Source organism: Mesorhizobium sp. B2-7-2, assembly GCF_006440775.1.
Taxonomy (GTDB): domain Bacteria; phylum Pseudomonadota; class Alphaproteobacteria; order Rhizobiales; family Rhizobiaceae; genus Mesorhizobium.
In genome coordinates, this window is the sequence record NZ_VFTZ01000011.1 from 1 (window position 1) to 26931 (window position 26931).

The 26931-nt window shown below is 63.9% G+C and carries 24 protein-coding genes; 18 read left to right on the forward strand and 6 right to left on the reverse strand.

Annotated elements, in window-relative coordinates; genetic code table 11:
* Nucleotides 1-96 precede the first annotated feature (96 nt).
* A complete protein-coding gene (gene cobF / locus FJ425_RS16515) occupies nt 97-861 on the reverse strand; it encodes a precorrin-6A synthase (deacetylating) (protein WP_140724871.1) in 765 nt (254 codons plus the stop codon).
* 141 nt (nt 862-1002) lie between these two features.
* Between cobF and FJ425_RS16520 the strand changes: the two genes are divergently transcribed.
* The 6 genes from FJ425_RS16520 (at nt 1003) to FJ425_RS16545 (ending at nt 6706) form a co-directional block, all read left to right on the forward strand.
* Nucleotides 1003-2016 carry a DUF4424 domain-containing protein gene (locus FJ425_RS16520; protein WP_140724874.1) on the forward strand — a complete coding sequence of 338 codons (1014 nt, stop codon included), beginning with the start codon at nt 1003-1005 and terminating at the stop codon, nt 2014-2016.
* Nucleotides 2016-2534, forward strand: coding sequence for a dihydrofolate reductase (locus FJ425_RS16525; protein WP_140724876.1), 519 nt, complete (start codon nt 2016-2018; stop codon nt 2532-2534). The genes FJ425_RS16520 and FJ425_RS16525 overlap by 1 nt, the downstream gene beginning before the upstream one ends.
* Nucleotides 2535-2781: 247 nt before the next feature.
* Nucleotides 2782-3897 (forward strand): FtsH protease activity modulator HflK, encoded by a 1116-nt coding sequence (hflK, locus tag FJ425_RS16530; RefSeq protein WP_140724880.1) that lies wholly within the window; start codon nt 2782-2784, stop codon nt 3895-3897.
* Nucleotides 3897-4850 carry a protease modulator HflC gene (locus FJ425_RS16535; protein WP_140626885.1) on the forward strand — a complete coding sequence of 318 codons (954 nt, stop codon included), beginning with the start codon at nt 3897-3899 and terminating at the stop codon, nt 4848-4850. The genes hflK and FJ425_RS16535 overlap by 1 nt, the downstream gene beginning before the upstream one ends.
* 5 nt (nt 4851-4855) lie before the next feature.
* Nucleotides 4856-5041: a DUF2065 domain-containing protein gene (locus FJ425_RS16540; RefSeq protein ID WP_140689591.1), complete on the forward strand. Its 186-nt coding sequence runs from the start codon at nt 4856-4858 to the stop codon at nt 5039-5041.
* Nucleotides 5042-5188: 147 nt separating this feature from the next.
* A complete protein-coding gene (locus FJ425_RS16545) occupies nt 5189-6706 on the forward strand; it encodes a DegQ family serine endoprotease (protein WP_140545373.1) in 1518 nt (505 codons plus the stop codon).
* Nucleotides 6707-6752: 46 nt separating this feature from the next.
* Here the strand turns inward: FJ425_RS16545 and FJ425_RS16550 are convergent, their stop codons facing one another.
* Nucleotides 6753-7325 (reverse strand): GNAT family N-acetyltransferase, encoded by a 573-nt coding sequence (locus tag FJ425_RS16550; RefSeq protein ID WP_140724883.1) that lies wholly within the window; start codon nt 7323-7325, stop codon nt 6753-6755.
* Nucleotides 7322-8209, reverse strand: a complete 888-nt coding sequence (gene serB / locus FJ425_RS16555) for a phosphoserine phosphatase SerB (protein ID WP_140724886.1) — start codon at nt 8207-8209, stop codon at nt 7322-7324. The genes FJ425_RS16550 and serB overlap by 4 nt, the downstream gene beginning before the upstream one ends.
* On the opposite strand from serB, the gene miaA reads away from it, so the two are divergent.
* Together miaA and FJ425_RS16565 are read left to right on the forward strand one after the other, a co-directional pair.
* On the forward strand, nt 8199-9143 hold the full coding sequence (miaA, locus tag FJ425_RS16560) for a tRNA (adenosine(37)-N6)-dimethylallyltransferase MiaA (RefSeq protein WP_140628120.1): 945 nt from the start codon (nt 8199-8201) through the stop codon (nt 9141-9143). The two genes, serB and miaA, sit on opposite strands and share 11 nt — an antisense overlap.
* Nucleotides 9144-9266: 123 nt before the next feature.
* A complete protein-coding gene (locus FJ425_RS16565) occupies nt 9267-10058 on the forward strand; it encodes a GGDEF domain-containing protein (protein WP_140626893.1) in 792 nt (263 codons plus the stop codon).
* A 166-nt stretch (nt 10059-10224) separates the two neighbouring features.
* On the opposite strand, the gene FJ425_RS16570 is transcribed toward FJ425_RS16565, so the two are convergent.
* Nucleotides 10225-12057, reverse strand: a complete 1833-nt coding sequence (locus FJ425_RS16570) for an ATP-binding protein (RefSeq protein WP_140724888.1) — start codon at nt 12055-12057, stop codon at nt 10225-10227.
* A gap of 153 nt (nt 12058-12210) precedes the next feature.
* On the opposite strand from FJ425_RS16570, the gene FJ425_RS16575 reads away from it, so the two are divergent.
* From FJ425_RS16575 to FJ425_RS16585, 3 genes are read left to right on the forward strand one after another with little or no spacing between them, the layout of a single operon-like run.
* The gene (locus tag FJ425_RS16575; protein WP_140724891.1) at nt 12211-12777 is read left to right on the forward strand and encodes an XRE family transcriptional regulator; all 567 of its coding nucleotides are present in this window, start codon (nt 12211-12213) and stop codon (nt 12775-12777) included.
* Between the two features lie 5 nt (nt 12778-12782).
* A complete protein-coding gene (locus FJ425_RS16580; RefSeq protein ID WP_140724894.1) occupies nt 12783-13091 on the forward strand; it encodes a hypothetical protein in 309 nt (102 codons plus the stop codon).
* Between the two features lie 37 nt (nt 13092-13128).
* The gene (locus FJ425_RS16585) at nt 13129-13668 is read left to right on the forward strand and encodes a GNAT family N-acetyltransferase (RefSeq protein ID WP_140724896.1); all 540 of its coding nucleotides are present in this window, start codon (nt 13129-13131) and stop codon (nt 13666-13668) included.
* On the opposite strand, the gene FJ425_RS16590 is transcribed toward FJ425_RS16585, so the two are convergent.
* Nucleotides 13660-14544, reverse strand: a complete 885-nt coding sequence (locus FJ425_RS16590; RefSeq protein WP_181175947.1) for a LysR family transcriptional regulator — start codon at nt 14542-14544, stop codon at nt 13660-13662. The two genes, FJ425_RS16585 and FJ425_RS16590, sit on opposite strands and share 9 nt — an antisense overlap.
* A 111-nt stretch (nt 14545-14655) precedes the next feature.
* Between FJ425_RS16590 and FJ425_RS16595 the strand changes: the two genes are divergently transcribed.
* Both FJ425_RS16595 and FJ425_RS16600 read left to right on the forward strand, forming a co-directional pair.
* Nucleotides 14656-15807, forward strand: coding sequence for a gamma-butyrobetaine dioxygenase (locus tag FJ425_RS16595; protein WP_140724899.1), 1152 nt, complete (start codon nt 14656-14658; stop codon nt 15805-15807).
* Nucleotides 15804-16394: an HD domain-containing protein gene (locus FJ425_RS16600; protein ID WP_140626903.1), complete on the forward strand. Its 591-nt coding sequence runs from the start codon at nt 15804-15806 to the stop codon at nt 16392-16394. The genes FJ425_RS16595 and FJ425_RS16600 overlap by 4 nt, the downstream gene beginning before the upstream one ends.
* 56 nt (nt 16395-16450) lie before the next feature.
* Here FJ425_RS16600 and FJ425_RS16605 read toward each other — a convergent pair whose 3' ends face one another.
* The gene (locus tag FJ425_RS16605) at nt 16451-18259 is read right to left on the reverse strand and encodes an NAD(P)/FAD-dependent oxidoreductase (protein WP_140626905.1); all 1809 of its coding nucleotides are present in this window, start codon (nt 18257-18259) and stop codon (nt 16451-16453) included.
* A gap of 584 nt (nt 18260-18843) precedes the next feature.
* Here FJ425_RS16605 and FJ425_RS16610 point away from each other — a divergent pair.
* From FJ425_RS16610 to FJ425_RS16630, 5 genes are all read left to right on the forward strand, one after another.
* Nucleotides 18844-20625, forward strand: a complete 1782-nt coding sequence (locus FJ425_RS16610; RefSeq protein ID WP_140724902.1) for an acetolactate synthase 3 large subunit — start codon at nt 18844-18846, stop codon at nt 20623-20625.
* A gap of 142 nt (nt 20626-20767) precedes the next feature.
* A complete protein-coding gene (gene ilvN, locus FJ425_RS16615) occupies nt 20768-21343 on the forward strand; it encodes an acetolactate synthase small subunit (protein ID WP_140626909.1) in 576 nt (191 codons plus the stop codon).
* A 106-nt stretch (nt 21344-21449) separates the two neighbouring features.
* Nucleotides 21450-22046: a LysE family translocator gene (locus FJ425_RS16620; RefSeq protein WP_140543132.1), complete on the forward strand. Its 597-nt coding sequence runs from the start codon at nt 21450-21452 to the stop codon at nt 22044-22046.
* A gap of 421 nt (nt 22047-22467) precedes the next feature.
* The gene (locus FJ425_RS16625; RefSeq protein ID WP_140626910.1) at nt 22468-23757 is read left to right on the forward strand and encodes an efflux RND transporter periplasmic adaptor subunit; all 1290 of its coding nucleotides are present in this window, start codon (nt 22468-22470) and stop codon (nt 23755-23757) included.
* On the forward strand, nt 23754-26906 hold the full coding sequence (locus FJ425_RS16630; protein WP_140724905.1) for an efflux RND transporter permease subunit: 3153 nt from the start codon (nt 23754-23756) through the stop codon (nt 26904-26906). Before FJ425_RS16625 ends, FJ425_RS16630 begins: the two co-directional genes overlap by 4 nt.
* The last annotated feature ends 25 nt before the right edge of the window (nt 26907-26931 follow it).

Genomic DNA, 26931 nt, shown 5'->3' on the forward strand with positions numbered 1-26931 from the left:
GGAGTAGGGGAGTAGGGGAGTAGGGGAGTAGGATGTGATGTCCTGGCCGCCTGCGCATGCGATGTGCGCCCCCTATTACCTTACTCCCCTACTCCCTTACTCCCCTGATTTTCTCAGCAGATAAATGTCCATGATCCAGCCCTTCTTTCGTCTGGCGTCTTCACGAACCCTTTCGATTTCGGCACCGACGTCGCCTAAGCGTCCGGAGATGACGATCTCGTCGGGCGTGCCGAGATAGGCGCCCCACTGGATGAGGACGTCCTTGTCGGCAAGCGTGTTGAAGGCGCATTTGCCGTCGAGCATGACGACGGTGGAGCCGGCGTTGGCTGGCAGCCCTTCTTCGGTTAGCCGGCGACCGGTCGTCACCAGGATCGAATCGCCGATGCGGTTGAGCGCAGTCGCGTGGGCGGCGGCCAGCGCCTGGATCGCGGTGATGCCGGGGATGATTTCGAGCTCGAAACCGACATTGCCTCTCAGGCGCACGCGCTCGAGAATACGCAGCGCGCTGTCATAGAGCGACGGATCGCCCCAGATCAGGAACGCGCCGCAGCCATCGTCGGCAAGCTCGTCGCGGATCAGGGTTTCGTAGATCTCCGCTATCGCTTCGTGCCAGTCGTCGACTGTCACACGATAGGACGATGTCGGCTCGGCCCGAACCGGCACATCGAACTCGACCCGGCGCGACTTCGGATTGGTGACGAAGCGGTCGCAGATCTGCCGGCGCAAGTCGGCAAGATCGTTCTTCTTCGCCCCCTTGTCGGGAATGAACAGCACGTCGGCGCGGTTCAGGCCGTCGATGGCCTGGACCGTCATGTGGTCGGGATTGCCGGCGCCGATGCCGATGACGAGAAGCTTGCGCATGGCGATCTCCTGCCCGATCGGCGGCGCGGTGTCCAGAAGTACCCGTATCGGCCGACGAAGGGCTTTGAAACGCCGTCCTGAAACGGCTAGATGGAACTGCGCATTCGGCTGATCCCGGTATTGCCGCAGAGAGGAGGGTCCATGTTACGCACCGTACTGACCGCAGCGCTGGCGCTCGTGGCTGCCCCGGCCTTCGCCAATGATTCCGTCGCCGAACTCGGCACCGGCGGGCTGATCCTGTCGCGCAGCGACGCCGTCGCCATGCAAAGCGAGGACCTTTTCATCTCGCCGGAGAAGGTGACGGTCGACTATGTGTTCCGCAACAACACCGACAAGGATGTCAGCTCCATCGTCGCGTTTCCGATGCCCGACATCGAAGGCGATCCCAACGAGATGCCGGCCATCCCGGAAGCGCAGAGCGATAATTTCCTCGGCTTCGAGGTGACGATCGACGGCGTCGATGCGAAGCCGCAGCTGGAGCAAAAGGCGCTGGCGCTCGGCATCGATATCACCGCCGATCTCAAGGCGCAGAACGTGCCGCTCTATCCGTTCGGCGACGCCGCAAAGACGGCGCTGGCGAAGCTGCCCAAGGATGTCGCCAAGGACTGGGAAGACCGCGGCATCATCATCGAGGATACGGCCGATAGCGGCTCGGGCACGCAAACCGCCTTTGCGCCGTTCTGGCAGCTACGCTCGACCTATTGGTGGCGCTCGACCTTCCCGGCCAACAAGGAGGTCCATGTCTCGCACCGCTACAAGCCCAGCGTCGGTGGCACGTCCTCGGTCAGCTTCTTCTATGATGGGCAGTTCCAGGGCCAGTATGCGGCCTACAAGACCCGCTATTGCATGGATCAGACGTTCGAGAACGCGGTGCGCAAGGCGGCCAAGGCAAATCCGGACGGTTATCCGAAATATTACGAGAGCCGGATCGCCTACATCCTGACGACGGGGGGCAACTGGGCATCCGGCACCATCGGCAATTTCAAGCTCACCATCGACAAGGGCAGCCCCAAAAGCCTCGTCTCCTTCTGCGGCGACAATGTCAAAAAGGTCGGACCGACGACGTTCGAGGTCACCGCGAAGGATTTTTATCCCGAGCACGATATCGACATCCTTCTGCTCGAGCCGTCGGACAATGGCGGGAACGGCGGCTGATGGATATCGCGATCTATGTCGCCATCGCCGAAAACGGCGTGATCGGCCGCGAAGGCGGCCTGCCGTGGCGGCTTTCCACCGATCTCAAGCGCTTCAAGGCCGACACGATGGGCAAGCCGATCATAATGGGCCGCAAGACCTATGAAGGCATCGGCCGGCCGCTGCCCGGCCGGCTCAACATCGTGGTGACGCGCGACAAGACCTGGCGCGCCGAGGGCATCGAGGTGGCCCACTCGCTGGAGGACGCGATCGCTCTGGCCAAGGTGCGCGGCCGCTGCATGGCGGGAGCGGAGGAGATCTGCGTGGTCGGCGGCGGCGAGATCTATGCCCAGGCCTTGCCGCTTGCCGACCGGCTGCACGTGACCCATGTGCTGGCCAGCGTCGATGGCGACGCCCATTTTCCGCCGATCGATCCGGGCGCCTGGCAAGTGGTCAGCGCCGAGGATTTTCCTGCCGGCGAGAAAGACAGCCACGCCACGCGTTACACGGTTTACGAGCGCCGACGCGACGATCGTTGACGACGACAAAGGGTCGCTACCCGTCCAAATCGCACGGGGACGATGGCACATCGCGTTGAAAGCGGGTCAAGGCGTCCCTATAGAAGAACGGTGTTGCAGCGGCGCGCGTCCAACCGGACGCGCAAGAGGCCGCCGTAATACTTTGATTTTGGGGCATGATTCCTTTTCGAAAACCGATATGGGTTTTCGTGGTCATGCGCTAGGATTGCGCCGCAAGGCCTGAGGGAACCGAAGCGAAAGGACATTCATGCCCTGGAACGACAAGAGCGGTGGCGGCGGCCCATGGGGCGGCGGCGGCAATCAGGGGCCCTGGGGGCAGGGACCGAAAGGGCCAAGCGGCCCGCAGGGTTCGCCCCCCGATCTCGAGGACATCATCCGCCGCGGCCAGGACAGGCTGCGGCGCGCGCTTCCGGGCGGCGGTGGCGCCAGCCCGGCGGTGCTCGGGCTGATCGCGCTGGCCCTCATCGTGCTATGGGCCTTCAAGGCGATCTATACCGTGCAGCCCGACGAGGTTGCCGTCGAACTGCGCTTCGGCCAGCCGAAGACCGAGCTTTCGCAGCCGGGCCTGCATTTCCACTGGTGGCCGATCGAAACGGTCGAGACTGCCAAGATCTCCGAGCAGCTCGTCAGCATCGGCGGCGGGTCGAGCAGCGGCTCCGGGCTGATGCTCTCCGGCGACCAGAACATCGTCAACGTGCAGTTCTCGGTGGCCTACCAGGTCTCCGATCCCAGAGCCTATCTGTTCGATGTTTCAGATCCCGACGGCATGCTGACCCAGGTCGCCGAGAGCGCCATGCGCGAAGTCGTCGGCCGGCGGCCGGCGCAGGACATCTTCCGCGACGACCGCCAGGGTATCGCAACCGGGGTGCGCGAGATCATCCAGGGCACGCTCGATGGCTACAAGACCGGTCTCCAGGTCAACGCAGTCTCGATCGAGGACGCGGCACCACCGCGCGAGGTGGCCGACGCGTTCGACGAGGTGCAGCGCGCCGAGCAGGACGAGGACAAGTTCGTCGAGCAGGCCAACCAGTATTCCAACCAGAAGCTCGGCCAGGCGCGCGGCCAGGCGGCGCAGGTCCGCGAGGACGCCGCCGCCTACAAGAACCGCGTCGTGCAGGAGGCGGAAGGCGAGGCGCAGCGCTTCATCTCCGTCTACAACGAATATGCCAAGGCGCCCGACGTCACGCGCAAGCGCCTCTACCTCGAAACCATGGAGAGGATCCTGAAGGACTCCAACAAGGTCGTCGTCGAGCAGGGCAACGGTCAGGGCGTGCTGCCTTACCTGCCGCTGCCGGCATTGCAGCCGAAAGCGCAGCCGGCGCCGGCCCCGCTGGGCGGCGTCACGACGGGAGGCAACCAGTGATGGCCAACCGTCTTCCCATCGTCGCCGTCATTGCGGCTGTCCTTCTGTTCCTGCTCTACTCCTCGGTGTTCGTGGTCAATGCCGGCCAGCAGGCGATCGTGCTCAGGTTCGGCGAGATCATCGACGTCAAGAGCGAGCCCGGCATCTACTTCAAGGCGCCATTCGCCTTCTTCGATGCCGACAGCGTGCAGATGGTCGAGAAGCGGGTGATGCGCTTCGATCTCGACAACATCCGCGTCCAGGTCTCGGGCGGCAAGTTCTACGAGGTCGACGCCTTCATCGCCTATCGCATCTCGGATCCGCGCACGTTCCGCGCGGCGGTGTCCGGTCAGGTGGAATTGGCCGAGGCACGGCTGCGGACGCGTCTCGATGCGGCGCTTCGCCGTGTCTACGGCCTGCGCGACTTCGAGGCCGCGCTTTCCGAGGAACGCGGCGTCATGATGCGCGAGGTGCGCGATCAGCTTCGCCCCGACGCGACCTCGCTCGGCCTCGACATCGAGGATGTGCGCATCCGCCGGACCGACCTGACGGCGGAAGTCTCGCAGCAGACCTATGACCGCATGAAGGCCGAGCGCCTGGCGGAAGCCGAGCGTCTGAGGGCGCGCGGCAACGAGGCGGCGCAGCGCATCAGGGCGCGGGCCGACCGCGAGGTCGTCGAGATCGTCGCCGAGGCGCAGAAGGAATCGGAAATCCTGCGCGGCGAGGGCGAGGCGCAGCGCAGCGCGACCTTCGCGGACGCCTATAAGCGCGATCCGGCCTTCTTCGATTTCTATCGCTCGATGAATGCCTACGGCACGGCGCTGGACAGCACCGGAACGACGATGGTGCTCTCGCCCGAATCCGAGTTCTTCCGCTACTTCCGTGATCCGGACAGCAAGCCTCAGCCCGGGCAGCCGGCCGCGCCTGCGACGCCGCCTGCCGCACCGGCCGCGCAACCCGGCACCGCCCAGTAGCGGCGGTGCAGGACTTTGTCGCGGCGATCGGGCTGGTCCTGGTGATAGAGGGCCTGGTCTATGGCGGGTTTCCGGGCCTAGCCCGGAAACTGGCGACGGAAATGCAGTCGATGCCCGAGAACGCGCTGCGGTTCGGAGGATTGGCGGCAATCGCGGTTGGCGTCGCCATTGTGTGGCTGGTTCGCGGCTGATGAAATTCATTGGTGCCGCGGCGACGGACGATTTATCCTGAGAAGACGGGCATAGCCGCAAACGTGCCGTATTTCTTGCCAACATGAACCGGACAGGGCGTCTTTGCGGAAAACGCCTGTCCTTTTCAGACACACCGGGAGGCCACGATGATATCCGACACCCTGTTGCGCGCGGCGCGGCGCATGGTCTTCGCCGGCGCCACCGCATTCGCGGTCGGCATTGTTGCCGTCCCGTCCTTCGTCACACCGACGATCGCCTCCGACGGGCCGCCCTCGGTCGCCGATCTCGCCGAGCGCCTGCTTGGCGCGGTGGTCAACATCTCGACCTCGCAGACGGTGAAAGGCACGGAAGGGCCGGGCGCGGTGCCGATGCCGCAGCTGCCCGAGGGCTCGCCGTTCCAGGACTTCTTCGACGATTTCTTCAAGAATCGCGGCGGCGACAAGGGCGGCGCCGGGCAGAAGGTGCAGTCGCTCGGCTCCGGCTTCGTCGTCGATGCCGAGCAGGGTATCGTGGTGACCAACAACCACGTCATCGCCGATGCCGACGATATCGAGGTCAATTTCTCCGACGGCATCACGCTGAAGGCGACGCTCGTCGGCACCGACACCAAGACCGATGTCGCGGTGCTGAAGGTCGACCCCAAGGGTCACAAGCTGACGGCGGTGAAATTCGGCGATTCCACCAAGATGCGCGTCGGCGACTGGGTGATGGCGATCGGCAATCCGTTCGGCCTGGGCGGCACGGTGACGGTCGGCATCGTCTCGGCGCGCAACCGCGACATCAATTCCGGCCCCTATGACGACTTCATTCAGACCGACGCCGCCATCAACCGCGGCAATTCCGGCGGCCCGCTGTTCAATGCCGAGGGCGAGGTCATCGGCATCAACACCGCGATCATCTCGCCGTCGGGTGGCTCGATCGGCATCGGTTTTTCCATCCCCTCGCAGCTTGCCGCCGGCGTCGTCGACCAGCTTCGCCAGTATGGCGAGACGCGGCGCGGCTGGCTTGGCGTGCGCATCCAGCCGGTGACGGCGGACATCGCCGAAAGCCTTGGAATGGCGACCGCCAAGGGCGCGCTGGTGGCCGGCGTCATCAAGGGCGGGCCGGTCGACAACGGTTCGGTGCAGGCCGGCGACGTCATCATCAAGTTCGACGGCAAGGATATCCATGAAATGCGCGACCTGCCGCGTGTCGTCGCCGAAAGCCCGGTCGGCAAGGCGGTCGACGTCGTCATCGTGCGCAAGGGGGTCGAGCAGACCGTCAAGGTGACGCTCGGACGGCTGGAGGACGGCGAAAAGCTCGCCAGCGGCGAGAACGGCAACACCGACCAGGACAAGGGCGACAAGGCGACGCCTCCGGTATCGACGGCCTCGGTGCTCGGCATGACCGTCGGCGAGCTCAACGACCAGACACGGCAGAAGTTCGGCATCGCGGCCGATGTGTCCGGCGTGGTCATCACCGACGTCGCCAAGAATTCGGCGGCGGCCGAGCGCGGCATCCAGCCCGGCGAGGTGATCACCGAGATCGCGCAGGAATCGGTCGGCACGCCGAAGGACGTCATGGACCGGATCGGCGCGCTGAAGGAGCAGGGCCGCAAGAACGCGCTCTTGATGCTGGCGTCGAAGACCGGCGAACTGCGCTTCGTGACGATCCGGATGGATTGAGTCCGGAACGTCCGGTAACCGATTGATGTTTCAATGAATAGGGCGGCTAGCGAGCCGCCCTTTTTCGTGCCTGCCAATCCTGGCGCGACAGCCTGTAGAGGACATGCCGCTTGAGGTGCGGATGGCTGTCGGGAACGCTCGGATGATCGAAATCGGCGCCCGCATCGGCTTGCATGCCGAGTCGCTTCATGACGGCGATGGAGCGATGGTTTTCGGCGACGGCGAAGGAGACGATCTCCTCCAGCCTCAGCGTTTCGAAGCCGAAGGCGAGCCAGGCTTCAGCCGCTTCGGTGACATAGCCCTTGCCCCAGAATTCCGGCGCCAGCCGCCAGCCGATCTCGATCGTGCCGTCCGGTAGCGATGGCACATCATTCGTATCCAGGAGACCGACGAAGCCGATGCATTCGCCGGTGGCCGCGATCTCGGCGGCGGCGAAGCCGTAGCCATCCTCATCGATCCAGGCGCGGAATTCGTCCATCTTGGCATCCGCGGTCGCACGGTCGCGGCGGAACGGGAAGAACTCCATCACGCGCTCGTCGGAGTTGACGCGGTGGAAAAGCTCGCGGTCGCGCTCCTCCCAGTTGCGCAGGATCAGGCGCTCGGTGCGGATCGGCTTCATTCGACGAACTCATCCCGGCGGTAGCCTTGGAGATAGAGCAGCGCGGTCAGATCGCCGTGATCGATGCGGATGCGGGCCTGCTCGGCCACCGTCGGCTTGGCGTGAAGCGCGATGCCGGTGCCGGCAAGACGGATCATGTCGAGATCGTTGGCGCCGTCGCCGACCGCGATGGCATCCTCGGTCGTCAGCCCGAGCCGTGCCGCGATGTCGAGCAATGCTTCGGCCTTGGCGGCGCGGCCGAGGATCGGCTCGGCCACCATGCCGGTGAACGTGCCGTCTTTTTCGATCAGGCGGTTGGCGCGGTTTTCCTGGAAGCCCAGCATATCGGCGATGCGGCTGGTGAAGACGTCGAAGCCGCCAGAGACCAGCGCCGTCCAGGCGCCATGGGCGCGCATCGTTTGCACCAAGGCGCGGCCGCCGGAGGCGAGCGTCAGCCGATTGGCGATGATGCGGTCGACCACGGCTGTGTCGAGGCCTTTCAGCAAGGCGACGCGCTCCCGCAAGGCGGGCTCGAAGGCGATCTCGCCATTCATCGAGCGCGCGGTGATCGCCGCCACATGATCCTTGACGCAGATCTCGTCGGCAAGCTCGTCGATGCATTCCTGGTCGATCATGGTCGAATCCATATCGGCGAGCAGGATCTTCTTGCGCCTGCCTTCGGCCGGTTGGACGATGACGTCGACCGGCTCGGAAGCCAGCGCCGCGCGCAGATTGGCGGTCATTTCGCCGATATCCGGCGTCTGCGGCAAAACGAGATCGCAGGCGACGTCCTCGGCCAGCCAATGAACGGCGCTTGCGCCGGCGGCCCGCAAGGCCATATTCGCAAGCGAGGCCGGCATGGCGCGGGCTTCTGGACGGGACACTAAAGTGGCGATCAGCGGCATCGAGAATTCCGGCAGGCAGGCGGGCGAAGGCCGCATCAAGAACGCGATCCTGATAGCCGGGCCGACAGCCAGCGGCAAGTCGGCGCTAGCGCTTGATCTCGCCGAATGCAATGGCGGCGTCATCGTCAACACCGATTCCATGCAGGGCTATTCGGTGCTCGATGTCCTGACGGCGCGGCCGAGCGCCGCCGAAATGGCACGCGTTCCGCATTTCCTTTACGGCCATGTCCATCCCGCCACCGCCTATTCCACCGGCGCCTGGCTGCGCGACGTGACAAAGCTGATTGACGACGGCGTGCTGTCGGGCCGTCCGGTCGCTTTCGTCGGCGGCACCGGGCTCTACTTCCGCGCGCTGGCCGAAGGCATCTCGGATATGCCGGACATTCCGGCGTCCGTCCGCGAGCGCTGGCGCTACGAGCTCAAGGAGCAAGGGGCCGAAAGGCTGCACCGCCTGCTGATGCACGAGGATTCGGCTGTGGCCATGCAACTCAGGCCGACCGACGGCCAGCGTATCGTTCGGGCGCTCGAAGTGCTCGACGCTTCCGGGCGCTCGATCCTCGAATGGCAGGCGGTGCGCGGTCGGCCGCTGATCGATCGCGACAGCGCGCGCTTCCTGGTCATCGAGCCGGACCGCGAGCAACTGGTCCGGCGCATCGAGGCGCGTTTCGACCAGATGCTCGACAAGGGCGCTCTCGACGAAGTGCGTCGACTCACCGCTCTCGGTCTCGACCCGGACCTGCCGGCGATGAAAGCGATCGGCGTGCGGGAGCTGCAGGCGGCGATGGCCGGACAATCGGATTTTCCAGCAGCCATTGAGCGCGCCAAGATCGCGACCCGGCAATATGCCAAGCGTCAGTCGACCTGGTTCAGGCATCAGCTGGGAGCGGAGTGGCGCAGGCTGCGGCCGGGCGACGAACCGGCTGTTCAGGACTGACTAAAAGCTTTTTCAATCAGCGCCTTAAAATCCCCGGCTCTAATTCTCGCCAAGGTTGCTCGGGTTAACTGTCCGTAAGGTCGGCCATGCCATAACCTCGGGGCTAGAGTGCGCGGGGAGTAGATGCGTTTCCATAAGGCGGAATCCGCATTTTTCGTCTTTATTTTCGTGATCCTGGCCGCGGGCCTGGTGACCTACCACGCCTATGGCCAATTGCAGGACATCGCCGCCGACCTCGACACCGCATCGCGCGTCGACAAAATTGTCTATCTCAACAAACTGCTGTTCGTCACCGGGGCGCTTCTGGCAACCGCGCTGTTCTTCGGCACCTTCTTCATCTACCCGCTGATCCGCGGCCAGGTGCGGGAAGAGGGCAAGCTCAGGGCCATGACGGTTTCGCTCAGCGCTCGCTCGCAGACGCTTGAGCAGGCGGCGCTCACCGACAGTCTCACCGGAATGCAGAACCGCCGCTATTTCGACGATGCGCTGCGCGAATATCTGCACGAGTTTCGCCGCATCGACAGGCCAGTCGGGCTGATGATCCTCGATCTCGACCATTTCAAGCAGGTCAACGATACGCATGGCCATGACGTCGGCGACGAGGTGCTGAGGGCCGTCGCTACCTGCCTGCGGGGCATGACACGCTATCACGACGTGGTGGCGCGGCTGGGCGGCGAGGAGTTTGCCGTCGTCACCCCCAACATGGATGTCGAATTGCTCGCCAGGTTCGCCGAGCGCATCCGCAAGGCGGTCGCCAACATGTCGATCATGTCGGGCAACGTGCGGCTGAAGGTCACCACCAGCGTCGGCCTTGCCGTCTGGGACCACAAGGAGAGCGCGGAGGATTTCTACCGCCGCGCCGACCGCCAGCTCTATGAGGCGAAGAAGCAAGGCCGCAACCGCGTCTGCGCCTAAAATTCCGAAGATGAATTCGTGAGGCTGGCCGTATGCCGCCATTTGCTGCGCTTCCGGTGCTCACGGACTTTTATGTCCGCTCCGCTCCGGTTCTCGCAAACGGCACCATCCGACTCAGCCTGACGAATTCCCTATCGGAATTTGCGTGTCTTGCAGCGCCGCCAGATCAGTCGTTGAGCTGGCGCATGCCGAAGGTCGAGGGCTTCAGGCCGTAGCGCGTGTCGAAGTCGTCGTCCGGCTGCACGCGCGCGGCGGTGGCCGGCTTCTTGTAGTCTGGGTCGCCGGCCTGGCGGGAAGAATCCACAGCCTCGGCGAAGGCCATGGCCTGCTGCGGCTTCGGCACGTTGCGCAGCCGCTCGACGATCATGGCGAGATCGACGTCGTTGCCATCCACGGAGGGATCGATCTTCTCGCCCTTCGCGGTGCCCGGGATGAACTCCTGCGGCAGCTTCTCGAACTTCAGCCGCATGGTGGTCGCCACGCCTTCGCCGAAGGCGATGGCTTCGCGCTGCCCCATCGAGGAGAGGAACGCCAGGGTCGAGGCCGAGGAATCGGCGATCGCCGAGCGGATGATGGCCTGGTCCTGCTCGTTGGCAAGCCGCATGGCGAAGAAGGTCGAGCACTGCGACAGGATGGTCGGGTCGAGCTCGCCCGGACGCTGGGTGACGACGCCGAGATAGCAGCCGTATTTGCGGCCTTCCTTGGCGATGCGCGACAGCGCGTGCCTTGTCGGCGCGAAGCCGAGACGCGGATCGGCCGGCATGTAGCGATGGGCTTCCTCGCAAAGCAGCAGCAGCTTCAGCCGGCCCTCGCTCCACAGCGCCAGGTCGAAGGCCAGGCGTGCCAGCACCGAGCAGACCGAGTTGACGACTTCCGAAGGCATGCCCGCCATCTCGAAGCAGGTCACCGGGCGTCCATGGTTGGGGACGCGGAAGATGTTGCCGATCGTTTCGTGGATGGTGTCCTCGATCAGCCGCGAATTGAACATGAAGCGGTAGCGCGGATCGGCCGCCGCCGATTCGATGCGCGTCTTCAGCGATTTCAAGGTCGGGCGGTCGTTCTTGCTTTCGAGCATGCCCATGCGCTCGTCGATCTGCTTGATGAGATCGGCAATGCGATAAGGCACCGGCGTGTCCGCCGTCAGCGCGTCGCTGCCGCGCCTGACATAGGTGCCGGAATTCGGGTTGCGGTAAAGGTTCTTGGCGGCCGGGATCAGGTCGCGCAGGACATCCACTTCCTCGGGCACCGTCTCGCGGCCGCGAAACAGCACTTCGGCGAACTCCTCCAGCCTGAACATCCAGAACGGCAGGTCGAGCGTCTTGGAATCGACCTTCACGCAATATTCCGGCAGCGAGGCGGCGAACTCGTTATGCGGGTCGAGGATGAGCACGCGCAGATCCGGACGCGCTTCGATCGTCTTGCGCAACAGCAGCGAGACAGCTGTCGACTTGCCGACACCGGTGGTGCCGACGATGGCGAAATGACGCGCCAGCGTGTCGTCGATGGCGATGTTGGCATCGATCGATTCATCCTGCGACAGCGTGCCGATGGTCACCGAATGGCGCCCGGCCAGATCGTAGACCGCCTGCAGGTCGCGGGTTCGGATGCGGTGAGCGATGGCGCCGATATGCGGATAGGTGGTGATGCCACGGTCGAACACCGGCTTGGCGCCGGGGTCGACGCCGTCGCGCACTTCGCCGACCAGTTCGACGCTGACCTCAATCGGATTCTGCCCTTCGTGGTTCCAGGCGCGATCCGATTTGCCGATGGCATAGACAAGGCCGACCGTTCGTGTCGAACCGAGATTGATGGAGATCATCTTACCGACGGTCCAAAGGCCGCTGATCGCGCCTTCGGTATCTTCGGCATGGGCACTGATGGTGGCGCGCGCGCCGTCGCATTGCACGACATTGCCCAGAATACGCTTGTCGTTCTGCTGGATGTTGCGGCGCTCCTGCGAAGTCGGTTCGCCAACGGAGGCTTCGCGTTCGACAAACATGGCTGGCCTGATCCCATTCCCCTAGAGCTTCGACCCTACCCAATCGGGGTTAAAGTCAGGTGAGGTTGGATGGTGTAGGCAGCGTTAAGCCCGGCGCGACAATTCGATCGACTGGCCTCTTTCCAGGCTGAAAAAATCCGATATATTGGACGAATGGATGATATATCGGATAGCATTACCGCCACGATCGGCAGGCGGATACGCTCCGAAAGAACGGTGAGGGTTTGGTCGCTCGCCGAATTGGCCGAGCGCTCGGACGTTTCGAAGGCGATGCTGAGCGCCATCGAACGCGGTACGACCAGTCCGACCGCAGCGCTTCTGGTGCGCATCGCGGCGGCCTTCGGCATGACGCTGTCGACGCTGATTGCACGGGCCGAGATGCAAGGCGGCGGTATTTCGCGCCGGGACGAGCAGCCGATCTGGCAGGATCCGGCAACCGGGTACATCAGGCGGCATCTATCGCCGGCATCGCAGATGCCGCTGGAACTGGTCAGGGTCAGCCTTCCGGCAGGTGCCAAAGTCAGTTTGCCGGCGGCGTCCTACGCCTTTATCAAACAGCAGATATGGCTGATCGAAGGACGGCTCGATTTCACCGAGGGCGATGTGGTGCACCGGCTCGAGCCTGGCGACTGCCTGGCGCTGGGCGCGCCCTCGGATTGCGTCTTTCATGCTCCCGGACCGGATGCGGCGGAGTATCTCGTGGCGCTGGTCAGGGACTGACTCCGATGTCTCGCCGGCCAAAACGCTCGCACAATGGCGGGCCGCCGCTCGACGACTATGACGGCCCGCCCTGGGGCAAGGGCGATGCCTACATTTTCCTCGCCTGGCGCGCCGCCCACGACGAGGCGTGGAGGGCGCCAAGCGACGCCGTCATGCTGATGCGGCTGGAACGGGCCGAGCGGCTCGGTCTGACCTATGAGGAATATACGCTCGAGATCCTGGAGCGTGGCCGCCATCTCAGCGAGGACGACGCCGACCGTATTGCCGAAATCCGGCGGGCGCGACGACGCAAACGCATCGGCCATTTCGAATGACCTGTCCCCGATGTTTCGTCACCTGGAGAGCACCAGCATGAATTCCCTTGAAATCCGGGCGTTGCGCGACGATGCGGCGACCATCGCGATGCTCACCGACCTGCTGATCGAGACGGTCGCCGCCGGCGGATCGGTGAGCTTCATGCATCCATTGTCGGCGGAGGCGGCGCGGGATTTCTGGCGCAAGTCGCTTGCGGCGGCCGCGCGCGGCGAAAGGGCGGTGCTGGGCGCATGGCATGGCGAGGCGCTTGCCGGCACCGTCACGCTGTTGCTCGACTTCCCGCCCAACCAACCGCACCGCGCCGAGATCGCCAAGCTGATGACCGGCCGGAACCATCGCGGCAAAGGCATCGCGACCGCCCTGATGCGGGCAGCGGAGAACCTGGCCGTCGACAAAGGCCGTACGCTGCTGGTGCTGGACACGGCCAGCGAAGAGGGCGCGGCCGGGCTTTATGAGAAACTTGGTTTCACCTTGGCCGGTGAGATCCCCGATTTCGCGCTTAAGCCACATGGCGGGCTCACCGGCACCCTTATCTACTGGAAACGGATCGGGGCAGCGGCCGACAGGCTATCCTGAAATCCTGGCGATGCGCGACAGAAGCCAGCGGCTAAAATCCTGCTCGGCGCCGGAGAGCCGCGACGATGACGGTCTCGTCAGGAAATGGCCCGACGGGCTCGAAAGCTCGAAATCCGAAAGCCTGATGAGAACCTTGTCCTTGAGGGCCGCGTCGATCAGTGGCCGCGAGCCGAGCAGCGCCCCGGCGCCGACCTTCGCGGCTTCCATGGCGGCGACGAAACTGTCGAAGCGGTGCGAGCGGCGGGGATGGCCGGAAACGCCCGCGGCGGCGAACCATTCCGCCCACATCTCGCGCGCGCCCGCCACCAGGAGAAGCGGCAATGACGTCCACTCGCCACCTTGGGCGAGCGGCGGAGCCGCGACCGGGACAAGCCGCTCGACGGTCAGCCTGTCGGCCTCACGCCCGGGAAAGGATCCGTTGCCGAAGCGTATGTCAAGCGCCGAGCCCGGCTGGTCGTAGTCGGTCGGCCGATGGATGGTCACCAAATCGAGCCGGATCTGCGGCAGCACCTTTGCCAGGTCCGGAAGAGCCGGGACCAGCACCAGCATCGCGAAGGAGATGGGGACGCGGATGCTGACGATCTGCACGGCACGCGGCTCGAACAGCTCGTTCGTGCTGTTGCCGATGGTCGCGAATGCCGACTGGATGTGCGGGAGATAGGCTGCGCCTTCCGGCGACAATGCCACGCCGCGCGCCAGGCGCGCAAACAATCGCGTCTTGAGCCGCTCCTCCAGAAAACGGATGTGCTGGCTGACGGCGGCTTGCGTAAGCCCGAGCTCGGCGGCCGCGGCGGTGAAGTTCGACAGGCGGGCGGCAGCCTCGAAACTGCGCAGCCAGTCGAGCGGAGGCATCGTGTCGAAAGTTCTTCCAGCCATCAGAAATTTGGCGCCAATACCCGAAAAACGATAATTTGAATTATGCCTTTGATGAAGCCACCATGCAATCCGTGCCCCTAGTGGCGGGGAAAGGATGGGAGCTTTCGGGACATGTTGAGGACGGCAACGCTAGCCGACGACGGACGAGTGATCGAGCTTTGCTGGAAGGACGGAACGGTGAGCCGCTTCCATGCCATATGGCTGCGCGACAACGCGCTGGACGACAAGACGCGCAGCGCCGGCAACGGACAGCGGCTGATCACCATCCTCGATATTCCGGCTGAGACGCGGATCGGCGCGGCAACGATCAAGGGCGAGCTGCTCGAAGTCACGTTCGTTCCCGATGGCAAGATCGTCGGCTTTCCCGCCGGCTGGCTGCGCGGCCATGCCTATGATCGCAAGGAGGTGCGCGAGCCTGGCTGGACGGCAAGCGACATAGAGCGCTGGACGAAAGCCACGATGCAGAATTCCGTGCCGCGCGCGGCCTATGCCGAGGCCAGCCGCGACAGCAATGTGCTGCGGCAATGGCTGGCCGCGGTCCGCAGCTTCGGCTTCGCTATCATGGACGGCCTGCCTGCCGAATCCGGCGCGCTGTGCAAGGTGGCGGACCTGTTCGGCTATATAAGGGAGACCAATTACGGGCGCTGGTTTGAGGTGCGCGCAGAGGTCAATCCGAACAATCTCGCCTACACCAATCTCGGCCTGCAGGCGCATACCGACAATCCCTATCGCGATCCGGTGCCGACGCTGCAGATCCTCGCCTGCATCGAGAACACGGTGGAAGGCGGCGAGTCCAGCGTCGTCGACGGGTTTGCGGTGGCGGCGGCACTCCAGGCGGAAAACCCGGACGGCTTCCGGCTGCTCTCTTCCTATCCGGCGCGTTTCGAATATGCCGGCTCGTCGGGTGTGCGGCTCCAGTCCAAGCGGCCGATGATCGAACTCGGGCCCGATGGCGAGCTCATCTGCATCCGCTTCAACAACCGCTCGCTGGCCCCGACCGTCGATGTGCCCTTCGCTGAGATGGACAAATATTATGCGGCCTATCGCCGGTTCGCCGAGCTGATCGAGGATCCTGCCTTCGAGGTCACGTTCAAGCTCGAGGCGGGGCAATGCTTCATCGTCGACAACACCCGCGTCATGCATGCGCGCAAGGCGTTTTCCGGCAGCGGCAAGCGCTGGCTGCAGGGCTGCTACGCCGACAAGGACGGCCTGCTGTCGACGCTTGCCGCGATCGAGCATGGTTTCCAGGAGGCGGCGGAATGAAGCCGAACGAATTGAACGCAGGCAACATCGTCGAGTTCATCGCCGATATTTTCGAGCGCCGCGGCGCCGAATCCTATCTCGGCGAGCCGGTCACCATGTCAGAGCATATGCTGCAGGGCGCGTGGCTGGCCGAGCAGGACGGCGCGCCGGAGGAGCTTGTGGCGGCGGCGCTGCTGCACGACATAGGCCACTACACCAGCGAGTTCGGCACCTATTCGCCCGACGACGTCGAGGACAAGCACCATGACGAGGCGGGCGGTGAGGTGCTGGCGCCGTTCTTCCCGCCGGTCATCGTCGAATGCGTCAGGCTGCATGTCTCGGCCAAGCGTTATCTGTGCGCCACCGATCCGACCTATTTCGGCAAGCTGTCGCCGGCTTCGGTGCATACGCTGTCGCTGCAGGGCGGGCCGATGAGCGCGGAGGAGGTGGCTGAGTTCCGCAGCAATCCCTTCCACGACGAAGCGGTGCGCGTGCGGATCTGGGACGAGGGCGGCAAGGTCGCCGACATGAAGACGCGGGCCTTTCGCGACTACGTGCCGTTGCTCGATCGAGTGGTGAAGAAGTTCGCGGCTGAAAAGGCGGCATAGACGGCAGAAGCCCGGCCGGTCGGCCGGCTTTCTGCCATCCGCGAGCGCGCCGTGCGTCAGCTCTTGTGGTAGACCTCCTGCAGTCCGTAGACGGGCGTCGGCAGGCCAACTTGGCGCGCCTTCAGCTGCAGCGACAGATACTGCGAATAGTGGCGCGACTGGTGCAGGTTGCCGCCGTGAAACCACAACGCTTCCTGCTGCGTCGGCTTCCACATGTTGCGCTGCTCGCCCTCCCAGGGACCCGGATCCTTGGTGGTGGCGGAGCCGAGGCCCCAGACCTTGCCGACCTTGTCGGCCACCTCTTGCGAGATGAGGTCGGCGGCCCAGCCGTTCATCGAGCCGTAGCCGGTCGCATAGATGACCAGGTCGGCCGACAGTTCGGTGCCGTCGACGAATTTGACGCCGGTTTCGGTGAGTTCCTGAACCGCGGCACCCGGTCCGCTCTTCAGCTTGATCGAGCCGTCGATGACGAGGTCGCAGGCGCCGACATCGATGTAGTAGCCGGAGCCGCGGCGCAGATATTTCATGAACAGGCCCGACCCATCGTCGCCCCAGTCGAGCATGAAGCCGGCCTTTTCCAGGTCGTCGTAGAATTTCGCGTCGCGCTCCCTCATCTGCCGGTAAAGCGGGATCTGGAACTCATGCAGGATGCGGTAGGGCAACGAAGCGAAGATCATGTCGGCCTTGCCCGTCGTCATGCCGTTCTCCACCGCCTGCTCGGAGTAGAGCGCACCAAGCCCGATATCCATCAGCGTGTCCGACTTGACGATGTGGGTCGACGAGCGCTGCACCATGGTCACATCGGCGCCGCCTTCCCACAGCGCCGCGCAGATGTCGTGGGCCGAGTTGTTGGAGCCGATGACCACCACCTTCTTGCCGCGGTATTTGTCCGGTCCGGGATGGGTCGAGGAGTGCTGCTGCTCGCCCTTGAAGATGTCCTGGCCTTTGTATTTCGGCCAGTTCGCCTTGCCCGACATGCCGGTCGCCAGCACCAGTTGCTTCGGCTTCAGCACGATCTCCTTGCCGCCGCGCTCGACGACGATCGTCCATTCCTTGGCCTTCTCGTCGTATTTGGCGGATTTGGCGGTGGTGGAAGACCAATAGTTCAGCTCCATCACCTTGGTGTACATTTCCAGCCAGTCGCCGATCTTGTCCTTGGGCGCGAAGACCGGCCAGTTCTTCGGGAAGTCGATATAGGGCAGGTGATCGTACCAGACCGGGTCGTGCAGGCAGAGCGACTTGTAGCGCTTGCGCCAGGAATCGCCCGGGCGCTCGTTCTTCTCGACGATGATGGCCGGCACGCCGAGCTGCTTCAGCCGGGCGCCGAGCGCGATACCGCCCTGGCCGCCGCCGATGATAACGACATAGGGTTGCCTGGTGTGGCCGAGCTCGGCGATCTCGTCGTCGCGCTCCTCACGCCACGTCTTGCGGCCCTTGCCGTGGCCGTGCTTGGCGCCGAGCGGGCGGGTGAAGCCGGCCTTCTCCTCGTGGCCTCTCAGCTCCGCCATGGTGGTGAGCAGGGTCCAGATCAGGTCGCCCTTGAACCGCACGAGGCCAAAGCCGCGCGCAACGCTCGTCTCGAAGGTGATCCAGGCGGTGATGATGCCGCCGTCCTCGTTCGCTTCCTCGTCCTTGGCCACCGCCCATCCGGTCGGCCTGGTGCTGGCCAGCGTCGCCTGCAGCATGTCGCGGATCTGGTCCTGGCCCTCCATCGTCTTCAGGTTCCAGGTGAAGGTGACGAGGTCGCGCCAGTAGCAATCGGCCTGGAAGCAGTTGACGGCGCTGTCGATGTCGCCGGCTTCCAGCGCCTTGCCGAATTTGTCGAGCAGCGCCTGCGCCTTGGTGGTGGGTGTTCTCTCGAGCATTTGTTCTCCTCCACTTTGCTAGAGTCCGGCATGAGCAGCAAGCAGCCTGCCAACCGCGACGCTCATGAGCGATTGCAATGAAATCAATCTGTTAGGACGATATGGGCTTCGATCGGCCGTGCCGGGTCGAGTCGATGGGTATCGATGCAGCGCGGCCAGGATTGAACTATGACATCGTCGCGAGACGATCGCACGCCGGACACGACCTGCTCGATCTCGCGTATGTGCTCGCCAGCCATGCGTCCTCCTCGCACGTCTTTTGCCAGCGTATAGTGGTGCGTCGGAGAGCGACGCTCAACTGTACTATGGTAGCTGTGGGGCGGTAGCGCGCAGGCGCCGTCTCTCACAGGCGAGTGAATTCGCGCTGGACCCCATTGACGAGCCCGCGTTTTGGCCCTTATTGTCCGCGCCCATGAAAACGGCACTCATTCTCGTAGGCTGGCGCGTGGGCAAGGCGGTGTAACCGCCGGGCGAAAACCTCCCATGCGCATCACACAGGCTCCCTCGGGGGCCTTTTTTATTGCCTTGAACACGACTAAACGACCAGCAAATCGCCAGGCGGCGAACATTACGGGACCAGACCGATGAGCAACGGACAGAACGAGCGGCGCGAGATGACGGGCGCCGAAATGGTGGTGCAGGCGCTGAAGGACAACGGCGTCAAGCATGTGTTCGGCTATCCGGGCGGCGCCGTGCTTCCGATCTACGACGAGATTTTCCAGCAGGACGACGTCGAGCACATTCTGGTGCGGCACGAGCAGGGCGCCGGCCACGCGGCCGAAGGCTATGCGCGCTCGACCGGCAAGGCCGGCGTCATGCTGGTGACGTCGGGCCCGGGCGCCACCAACGCGGTGACGCCGTTGCAGGACGCGCTGATGGATTCGATCCCGCTGGTCTGCCTGACCGGCCAGGTGCCGACCTCGCTGATCGGCTCCGACGCCTTCCAGGAATGCGACACGGTCGGCATCACGCGGCCCTGCACCAAGCACAACTGGCTGGTGAAGGACGTCAACGAGCTCGCCGCCACCATCCATGAGGCGTTCCATGTCGCGACGACCGGCCGACCCGGCCCGGTCGTGGTCGATATTCCGAAGGACGTGCAGTTCGCCAAGGGCATCTACGTGCCGCCGCAGACGGCGCCGCGCACCAGCTATCAGCCGAAGGTCCAGGGCGACCTGGAAAAGGTGAAGGCCGCCGTCGAGCTGATGGCCGGCGCGAAGAGGCCGATCATCTATTCGGGCGGCGGCGTCATCAATTCCGGTCCGGAAGCCAGCCATCTGCTGCGCGAGCTGGTCGATCTCACCGGTTTTCCGATCACCTCGACGCTGATGGGCCTCGGCGCCTATCCGGCATCCGGCAAGAACTGGGTCGGGATGCTCGGCATGCACGGCACCTACGAAGCCAATATGGCCATGCATGACTGCGACGTGATAGTCTGCATCGGCGCGCGCTTCGACGATCGCATCACCGGCCGGCTCAACGCATTCTCGCCGAACTCGAAGAAGATCCACGTCGATATCGACCCGTCGTCGATCAACAAAAACGTTCACACAGAGGTGCCGATTATCGGCGATGTCGGCCGGGTGCTCGAAGATATGGTGCGGCTGTGGCGGGCGACCGCCAAGGTCGACAAGAAGGCGCTCTATCCGTGGTGGGAGCAGATCGCGAAATGGCGGGCGCGGGATTCGCTCGCCTACAAGATGAACAACGACGTGATCATGCCGCAATACGCGATCCAGCGGCTCTACGAACTGACCAAAGATAAGGACACCTACATCACCACCGAAGTCGGCCAGCACCAGATGTGGGCGGCGCAGCACTATCATTTCGACAAGCCGAATCGTTGGATGACGTCCGGCGGTCTCGGCACGATGGGCTACGGCCTGCCGGCCGCGCTCGGCGTGCAGATCGCGCATCCCGACGCGCTGGTCATCGACATTGCCGGCGACGCTTCGGTGCAGATGACCATGCAGGAAATGAGCTCGGCGGTGCAGTATGAGGCGCCGATCAAGATCTTCATCCTCAACAATCAGTATATGGGCATGGTGCGCCAATGGCAGCAGCTGCTGCACGGCAACCGGCTGTCGCATTCCTACACCGAGGCGATGCCGGACTTCGTCAAGCTGGCGGAAGCCTATGGCGGCCACGGCATTCGCTGCGACAAGCCGGACGAGCTCGACGACGCGATCAAGGAGATGATCTCGGTCAAGAAGCCGGTGTTGTTCGACTGCCGCGTGGCGACCTTGGCCAACTGCTTCCCGATGATCCCATCGGGCAAGGCACATAACGAGATGCTTCTGCCCGACGAGGCGACCGACGAGGCGGTGGCCAACGCCATCGACGCCAAGGGCAGGGAACTAGTTTAGAGCATGATGCCGAAAAGTGAGAAGCGGTTTTCGGGCAACATCATGCTCCATCCATAACACCAGCCATCAAGGCGGGGCTGTCGCGAGAAAGCCGTGCGCAAACAGAGAATTAGCTCAAAAGTCTGAAATCGAGATTCACCTTATGAACGCACAGCACCTTCAACCGACCGGCTCCGCCTATTTTATCGCCAAGGAAACCGAGAAGCCGGAAACGCACACGCTTTCAGTGCTGGTCGACAACGAGCCGGGCGTGCTTGCACGCGTCATCGGCCTGTTTTCCGGTCGTGGCTACAACATCGAGAGCCTTACCGTTTCCGAGACCGAGCATGAGAAGCATCTGTCGCGCATCACCATCGTGACGCGCGGCACGCCGCATGTGATGGAGCAGATCAAGCACCAGCTCGAGCGCATCGTGCCGGTGCACAGGGTGGTCGACCTGACCGTGCGCTCGCATGAGCTAGGCCAGGAGCGGCCGCTGGAACGGGAATTGGCGCTGGTCAAGGTCGCCGGCACCGGCGACGCCCGGGTCGAGGCGCTGAGGCTCGCCGACGCGTTCCGCGCCAGCGTGATCGACGCCAACACCGAGCATTTCATCTTCGAGATCACCGGCAAGGGCTCCAAGCTCGACCAGTTCATCGCCATCATGAAGCCGCTTGGCCTTGTCGAGATCTGCCGCACCGGCGTCGCAGCGATGAACCGCGGTTCGCAGGGAATGTGAAACAGGACGACCATCCTGTTTTCAAGCTTTGGCCCGGCGGTTGCCCGGTTCTGGCTTTTGCGCATTCGCTAAAGGACAGTAAGGCTGACATATCCGGGAGGATAACATGTCGCTCGACACATTCCTTGCCCTGTTGGTCTATGCCTTCGTGACTTCGATCACGCCGGGGCCGAACAACCTCATGCTGCTGGCTTCCGGCGTCAATTTCGGTATCGCCAGGACGGTTCCGCACATGCTGGGCATCAGCATCGGCTTCCTGGTCCTGCTGCTGGCCGTCGGCTTCGGGCTCGGCGCGGTGCTGACCGCGGTGCCGGCGCTGCATACGGCGCTGAAGATCGCCGGCGCCGCCTACCTGCTCTACCTCGCCTGGAAGATCGCCATGTCGCGCTCGATAAGCGACGGAAAAGGAGCGGAGGGGCGGCCGATGCGCTTCATCGACGCCGCCGCATTCCAGTGGGTGAACCCCAAGGCATGGGTGATGGCGATCACCGCGATGGCTGTCTACACCAATGCCGATCACCCGTTCGTCTCGGTGGCGCTGATCTCGATCGCCTTCACCATCGTCAACCTGCCCAGCGTTTCGGTATGGGCCGGCTTCGGCACGGCGCTGCGCGGCTTCCTGTCGGATCCGGTGCGGCTGAAATGGTTCAATATCGCCATGGGTGTGCTCTTGGCGGCGACTCTGTGGCCAATGCTCCGTTAGATGTGCCGATATTCAGGTGAGGCCGGCCTGCAAACGCTGGCTTTCTGCGCTTCCGGTGCTCACGTACGAAAAGTACGCTCCGCTCCGGCCTTCGCCGGCCGAAGCCCTCATAAGTGTCTCCGCCCTATGAAGGCTACGGCTGGCGTAGGCCGGTTCTCGAAAACCATCGTTTTCGACTCGGCCTGACCTGAATCTCAACACATCTGACAGTTTTCGGACTGGTCGCAGAGGCGTTCGTTGGTTCGTTTGCCGGCTGCTTAGCCATTGTGCACTGCACATTAAATCTTCGTAATGCCCCGCTTTGGCCCTTTTCGGCCAAAGCCTTGTCCTATCTACTCCACGAAAATCGCGGCACGAGGTCGTGAAGCGAGCTAGAATGGACCACCGGGATCGGCGTGTCGGGTAGAAGGCTTATTTGTCGATGCGCGGAAAAATTGCCTTTGCAGTTGTTGCGGTCGCCTGCCTGGCGGGCGCCGGGCTCTATCTTTCGCCCACGATGTTGGCCAAGGTCCAGCAGCTGATTTCGGGCAAGCAGGAAAGCGCGGGCGCCACGAACAAGACGGCGAGCGGCGATAAGTCGGCCGGTGCCTCGGACAATGCGAAAGGCAGTGGTCCGCGTTCGGCCTCGATCGTCTCCGCCACCGCGACGACAGCCGATTTTCCGATCCGCCGCTATGCCATCGGCTTCGTCTCGTCACCGGAGGTGGTCAATATCAACGCCCGTGTCTCCAGCCAGATCGTGTCGATCGCGGTCAAGGACGGGCAGATGGTCAAGGCCGGCGATCTGCTCATTTCGCTCGATGACCGCGCGCTGAAGGCGCAGCTCGCCAAGGATCAGGCGCAGCTCGCCAAGGACCAGGCGATGCTGGTGAGCGCCCAGGCCGATCTGCAGCGCGCCAAGGACCTCGTCGCCAAGCAGGCCGGCACGCAGCAGACCTACGATCAGGCGCTGGCGGCGCAGAAAGCCGCTGCCGCCACCATCGACGCCGACAAGGCGACCATCGATGCCGACACCGTGCAATTGAGCTATGCAGCGATTACGGCGCCAATCTCGGGCCGGCTCGGCGCGGTCAACGTCTCGGTCGGCGATCTCGTCACCACCAGCAACGGCAACTCGAGCAGCTCGACGCCGCTGGTCACCATCACGCAGATGGATCCGCTGCAGGTGAACTTCACGCTGCCCGAGAGCAACCTTGCCCTGTTGCACAAGGCGCTCTCCGATCCACAGCAAGGCGACGTGACGCTGACCAAAAGCGGCGATCCCACGCCGATCGGCAAGGGCACACTCGATTTCGTCGATTCCAGCGTCGATACGGCCTCCGGCACCATCGCCACGCGGGCGAGCATACCGAATTCGGATCTTTCGCTATGGCCTGGGCAATATGTGAACGTGGTGCTCGAGGCCGGCATGATGCCGCAGATGACCTCGGTTCCGACGGTCGCGGTGCAGTCCAGCCAGAAGGGGCCGTTCGTCTATGTCGTCAAGCCGGACAACACCGTCGAGATGCGGCCGGTGCAGGTGGCGCTGACGGAGGGCCAAAACAGCGCCATCAGCGACGGTCTCAAGAGCGGCGAGAAGGTCGTCGTCGAAGGCCAGACACGGTTGAAAAACGGCGCGGCGGTGCATGAAGGCAAACCCGCCGCGGGATCCGGTGATCAGGCATCGCCCAAGGTCGCGGAGGCCGACAAGGCCGGCGGGGCGAGCCGATGATCTCCGAATTCTGCATCCGCAAGCCTGTCGCCACCCTTCTGATGTCGTTCGCCCTCATCCTGGGCGGTATTTTTGCCTACAAGTTCCTGCCGGTGGCGGCGCTGCCCAGCGCCGAATTCCCGGTGGTCAATGTTTCGGCCAGCCTGCCCGGCGCTTCGCCGGAGACGATGGCGACATCGGTGGCGACGCCGCTGATCAAGCAATTCGCGACGATCGCCGGCATCGATTCGATCTCGACCACCAATTCGCTCGGCCAGACCTCGATCGCCATCCAGTTCGTGCTCAACCGTGACATCGATGCCGCGGCCGCGGACGTCCAGGCGGCGATCGCGCGCACGCAAAGATCGCTGCCGCCGGAAATGACCTCGCCGCCAAGCTATCGCAAGGTCAATCCGGCCGACGCGCCGATCCTCCTGATGTCGCTGGTCAGCGACACGATCCCGCTGACCGACCTCGACGCCTTCGCCGAAAATGTCATCTCGCCCTCGCTGTCGACCATCGACGGCGTGGCCCAGGTCTCGATCTTCGGCCAGCAGAAATATGCCGTGCGCATCCAGATCGATCCGACCGCGCTCGCCGCTCGCGGCATCTCGATCGATCAGCTGCAGGCCGCGATAACCTCGGCCAACAGCAACACCCCGCTCGGTGTTTTGCAGAACAACAAGCAGCAGCTGACGATTACCGCCAACACGCAGCTTACCGACGCCGCAGGCTTCTCCAACCTCATCATCGCCACCAAGAACGGCCGCCCGGTGCGGCTGGGCGACGTGACGCGCGTCGTCGATTCCGTGCAGACCACGACGACGGCGAGCTGGTATGACGGCACGCGCGCGATCATCATGGCTGTGCAGCGCCAGCCCGACGCCAACACCGTCGACGTCGTCGACAAGGTCAAGGCGATGCTGCCGTCCTTCCAGGAGCAGATGCCGGCCGCCGCCCAGATCAAGCTGCTCAACGACCGCTCGACATCAATCCGCCAGGCCGTCGATGACGTCCAGTTCACGCTGCTCCTGACCATCGCCCTGGTGGTGCTGGTGATCTTCGTGTTCCTGCGCAGGGTGACGGCGACGATCATCCCGGCGGTGGCGGTGCCGATCTCGCTGATTGCCACGCTTGGCGCGATGTTCCTGTTCGGCTTCTCGATCGACAACATCTCGCTGATGGGATTGACTTTGGCCGTCGGCCTTGTCGTCGACGACGCCATCGTCATGCTGGAAAACATCTTCCGCCATATGGAAGAGGACGGGCTGTCCGCCTTCGACGCTTCGCTGAAGGGGGCGCGCGAAATCGGCTTCACCATCATCTCGATCTCGATCTCGCTGGTGGCGGTGTTCATTCCTGTGCTTCTGATGGGCGGCGTCATCGGCCGCATCTTCAACGAATTCGCCGTCGTGGTGACCGTCGCCATCCTGGCCTCGATGTTCGTGTCACTAACGCTGACGCCGATGCTCTGCTCGCGTCTGTTGTCGGTGACCAAGGCCGATCGCGAAAAGCATGCCCCCGGTCATAAGCCGGACCTCGTCACGCGCGGCTACGACCGGATCCTGGGCTTCTGCCTGCGAAACACTTTCCTGGTGTTCCTCGTCTTCATCGCGACCGCCGCGGCGTCGGTGTGGGTGATCCAGGTCTCCCCGAAGGGCTTCTTTCCGCAGGAGGATATCGGCCAGATATCGGTGAGCACGATCGCGCGCCAGGACATCTCGTTCGACGCCATGGCGAAGCTGCAAGGGCAGGTGGCCAGCGTGTTTTCGAAGTCGCCCTATGTCGACCATGTGGCCTGGTCGGCGGGTAGCGGCAACAACGCGCTCAACCAGGGCCAGCTCTTCGTCCAGCTCAAGGGCAAGGACCAGCGGCCCAACATCGAGAAGGTGCTTTCGGACCTCAGACGCCAGCTGGCCGGCGTGGCGGGCATCGAGACCTATATGCAGCCCGTGCAGAACCTGCGGCTCGGCTCGCGGTCGTCGGCCAGCGCCTATCAGCTCGTGGTGCAGGGGCTCGACACCGGCCAGACGGATATCTGGGCGCAGAAGCTGAACGACGCGATGGCCGCGGACCATACGAAATTCACCGATGTCACCAGCGACCTGCAGAACAACGCATCGCAGGCCTCGCTGGTGATCGACCGCGACAAGGCCGCCCAGCTCGGCATCGACACCAACACGCTGCGTTCCGCCCTCTATGGCGGCTTCGGCACCGACCAGGTTTCGACGATCTTCGGCTCGGCCGACAGCTACGAGGTCATCACCGAGCTCGATCCCAAGATCGAGTGGTCGCCCGAACGGATGCTCGCCATCCAGATGCGCACGGCGAGCGGCAGCCTGGTGCCTCTCGGCGCCTTCGCCCATGTCGATCGCACGGCCGGCGCGCTGACGATCAATCAGCTCGGCCAGCTTCCGGCGGTGACGATCTCCTACAACCTGCCGCAGGGCGTCTCGCTCGGCGACACGGTGACCCGCATCGACCAGCTCAAAGAACAGATCGGCATGCCGAAGGAGATCTCGACGAGCTTTGCCGGCACGGCCAAGACCTTCCAGGATTCGCTTGCCAACCAAGGCTTGCTGATCGGCGGCGCGATCCTGACGATCTATATCGTGCTCGGCATGCTCTATGAGAGCTTCATTCACCCGCTCACCATCCTCACCGGCCTGCCGTCGGCGGTGCTGGGCGCCGTGGTGGCGCTGCGCTTCGCCGGCATGGATCTCTCTGTGATCGCGGTGATCGGCATCCTGATGCTGATCGGCATCGTCAAGAAGAACGGCATCATGATGGTCGACGTCGCGCTGGAGCTCAGGCGGCACGGCATGTCGGCGAGGGACTCCATCCACAAAGCCTGCCTGATGCGCTTCCGGCCGATCATGATGACGACGCTTGCGGCGCTGATGGGCACGTTCCCGATCGCGCTCGGCACCGGTGCCAGCGCCGAATTGCGCCAGCCGCTCGGCGTAGCCGTGGTCGGCGGCCTGCTCGCCTCGCAGGCGCTGACGCTGTTCGTCACGCCGGTGATCTACGTCTATTTCGAGAATTTCTCGGGCTGGCTTCTCGGCTTCTCGTCGAAGAAGAGCCGGCCGGCGCTGCATGTGGTGGAAAGCGGCGAGCAACGCTCGCTGTTCGACGGCGAACCCGAGCCGCAGAAGACGGCAGCCGAGTAGATCGCGCCGACTGGCCCAAGCCGTG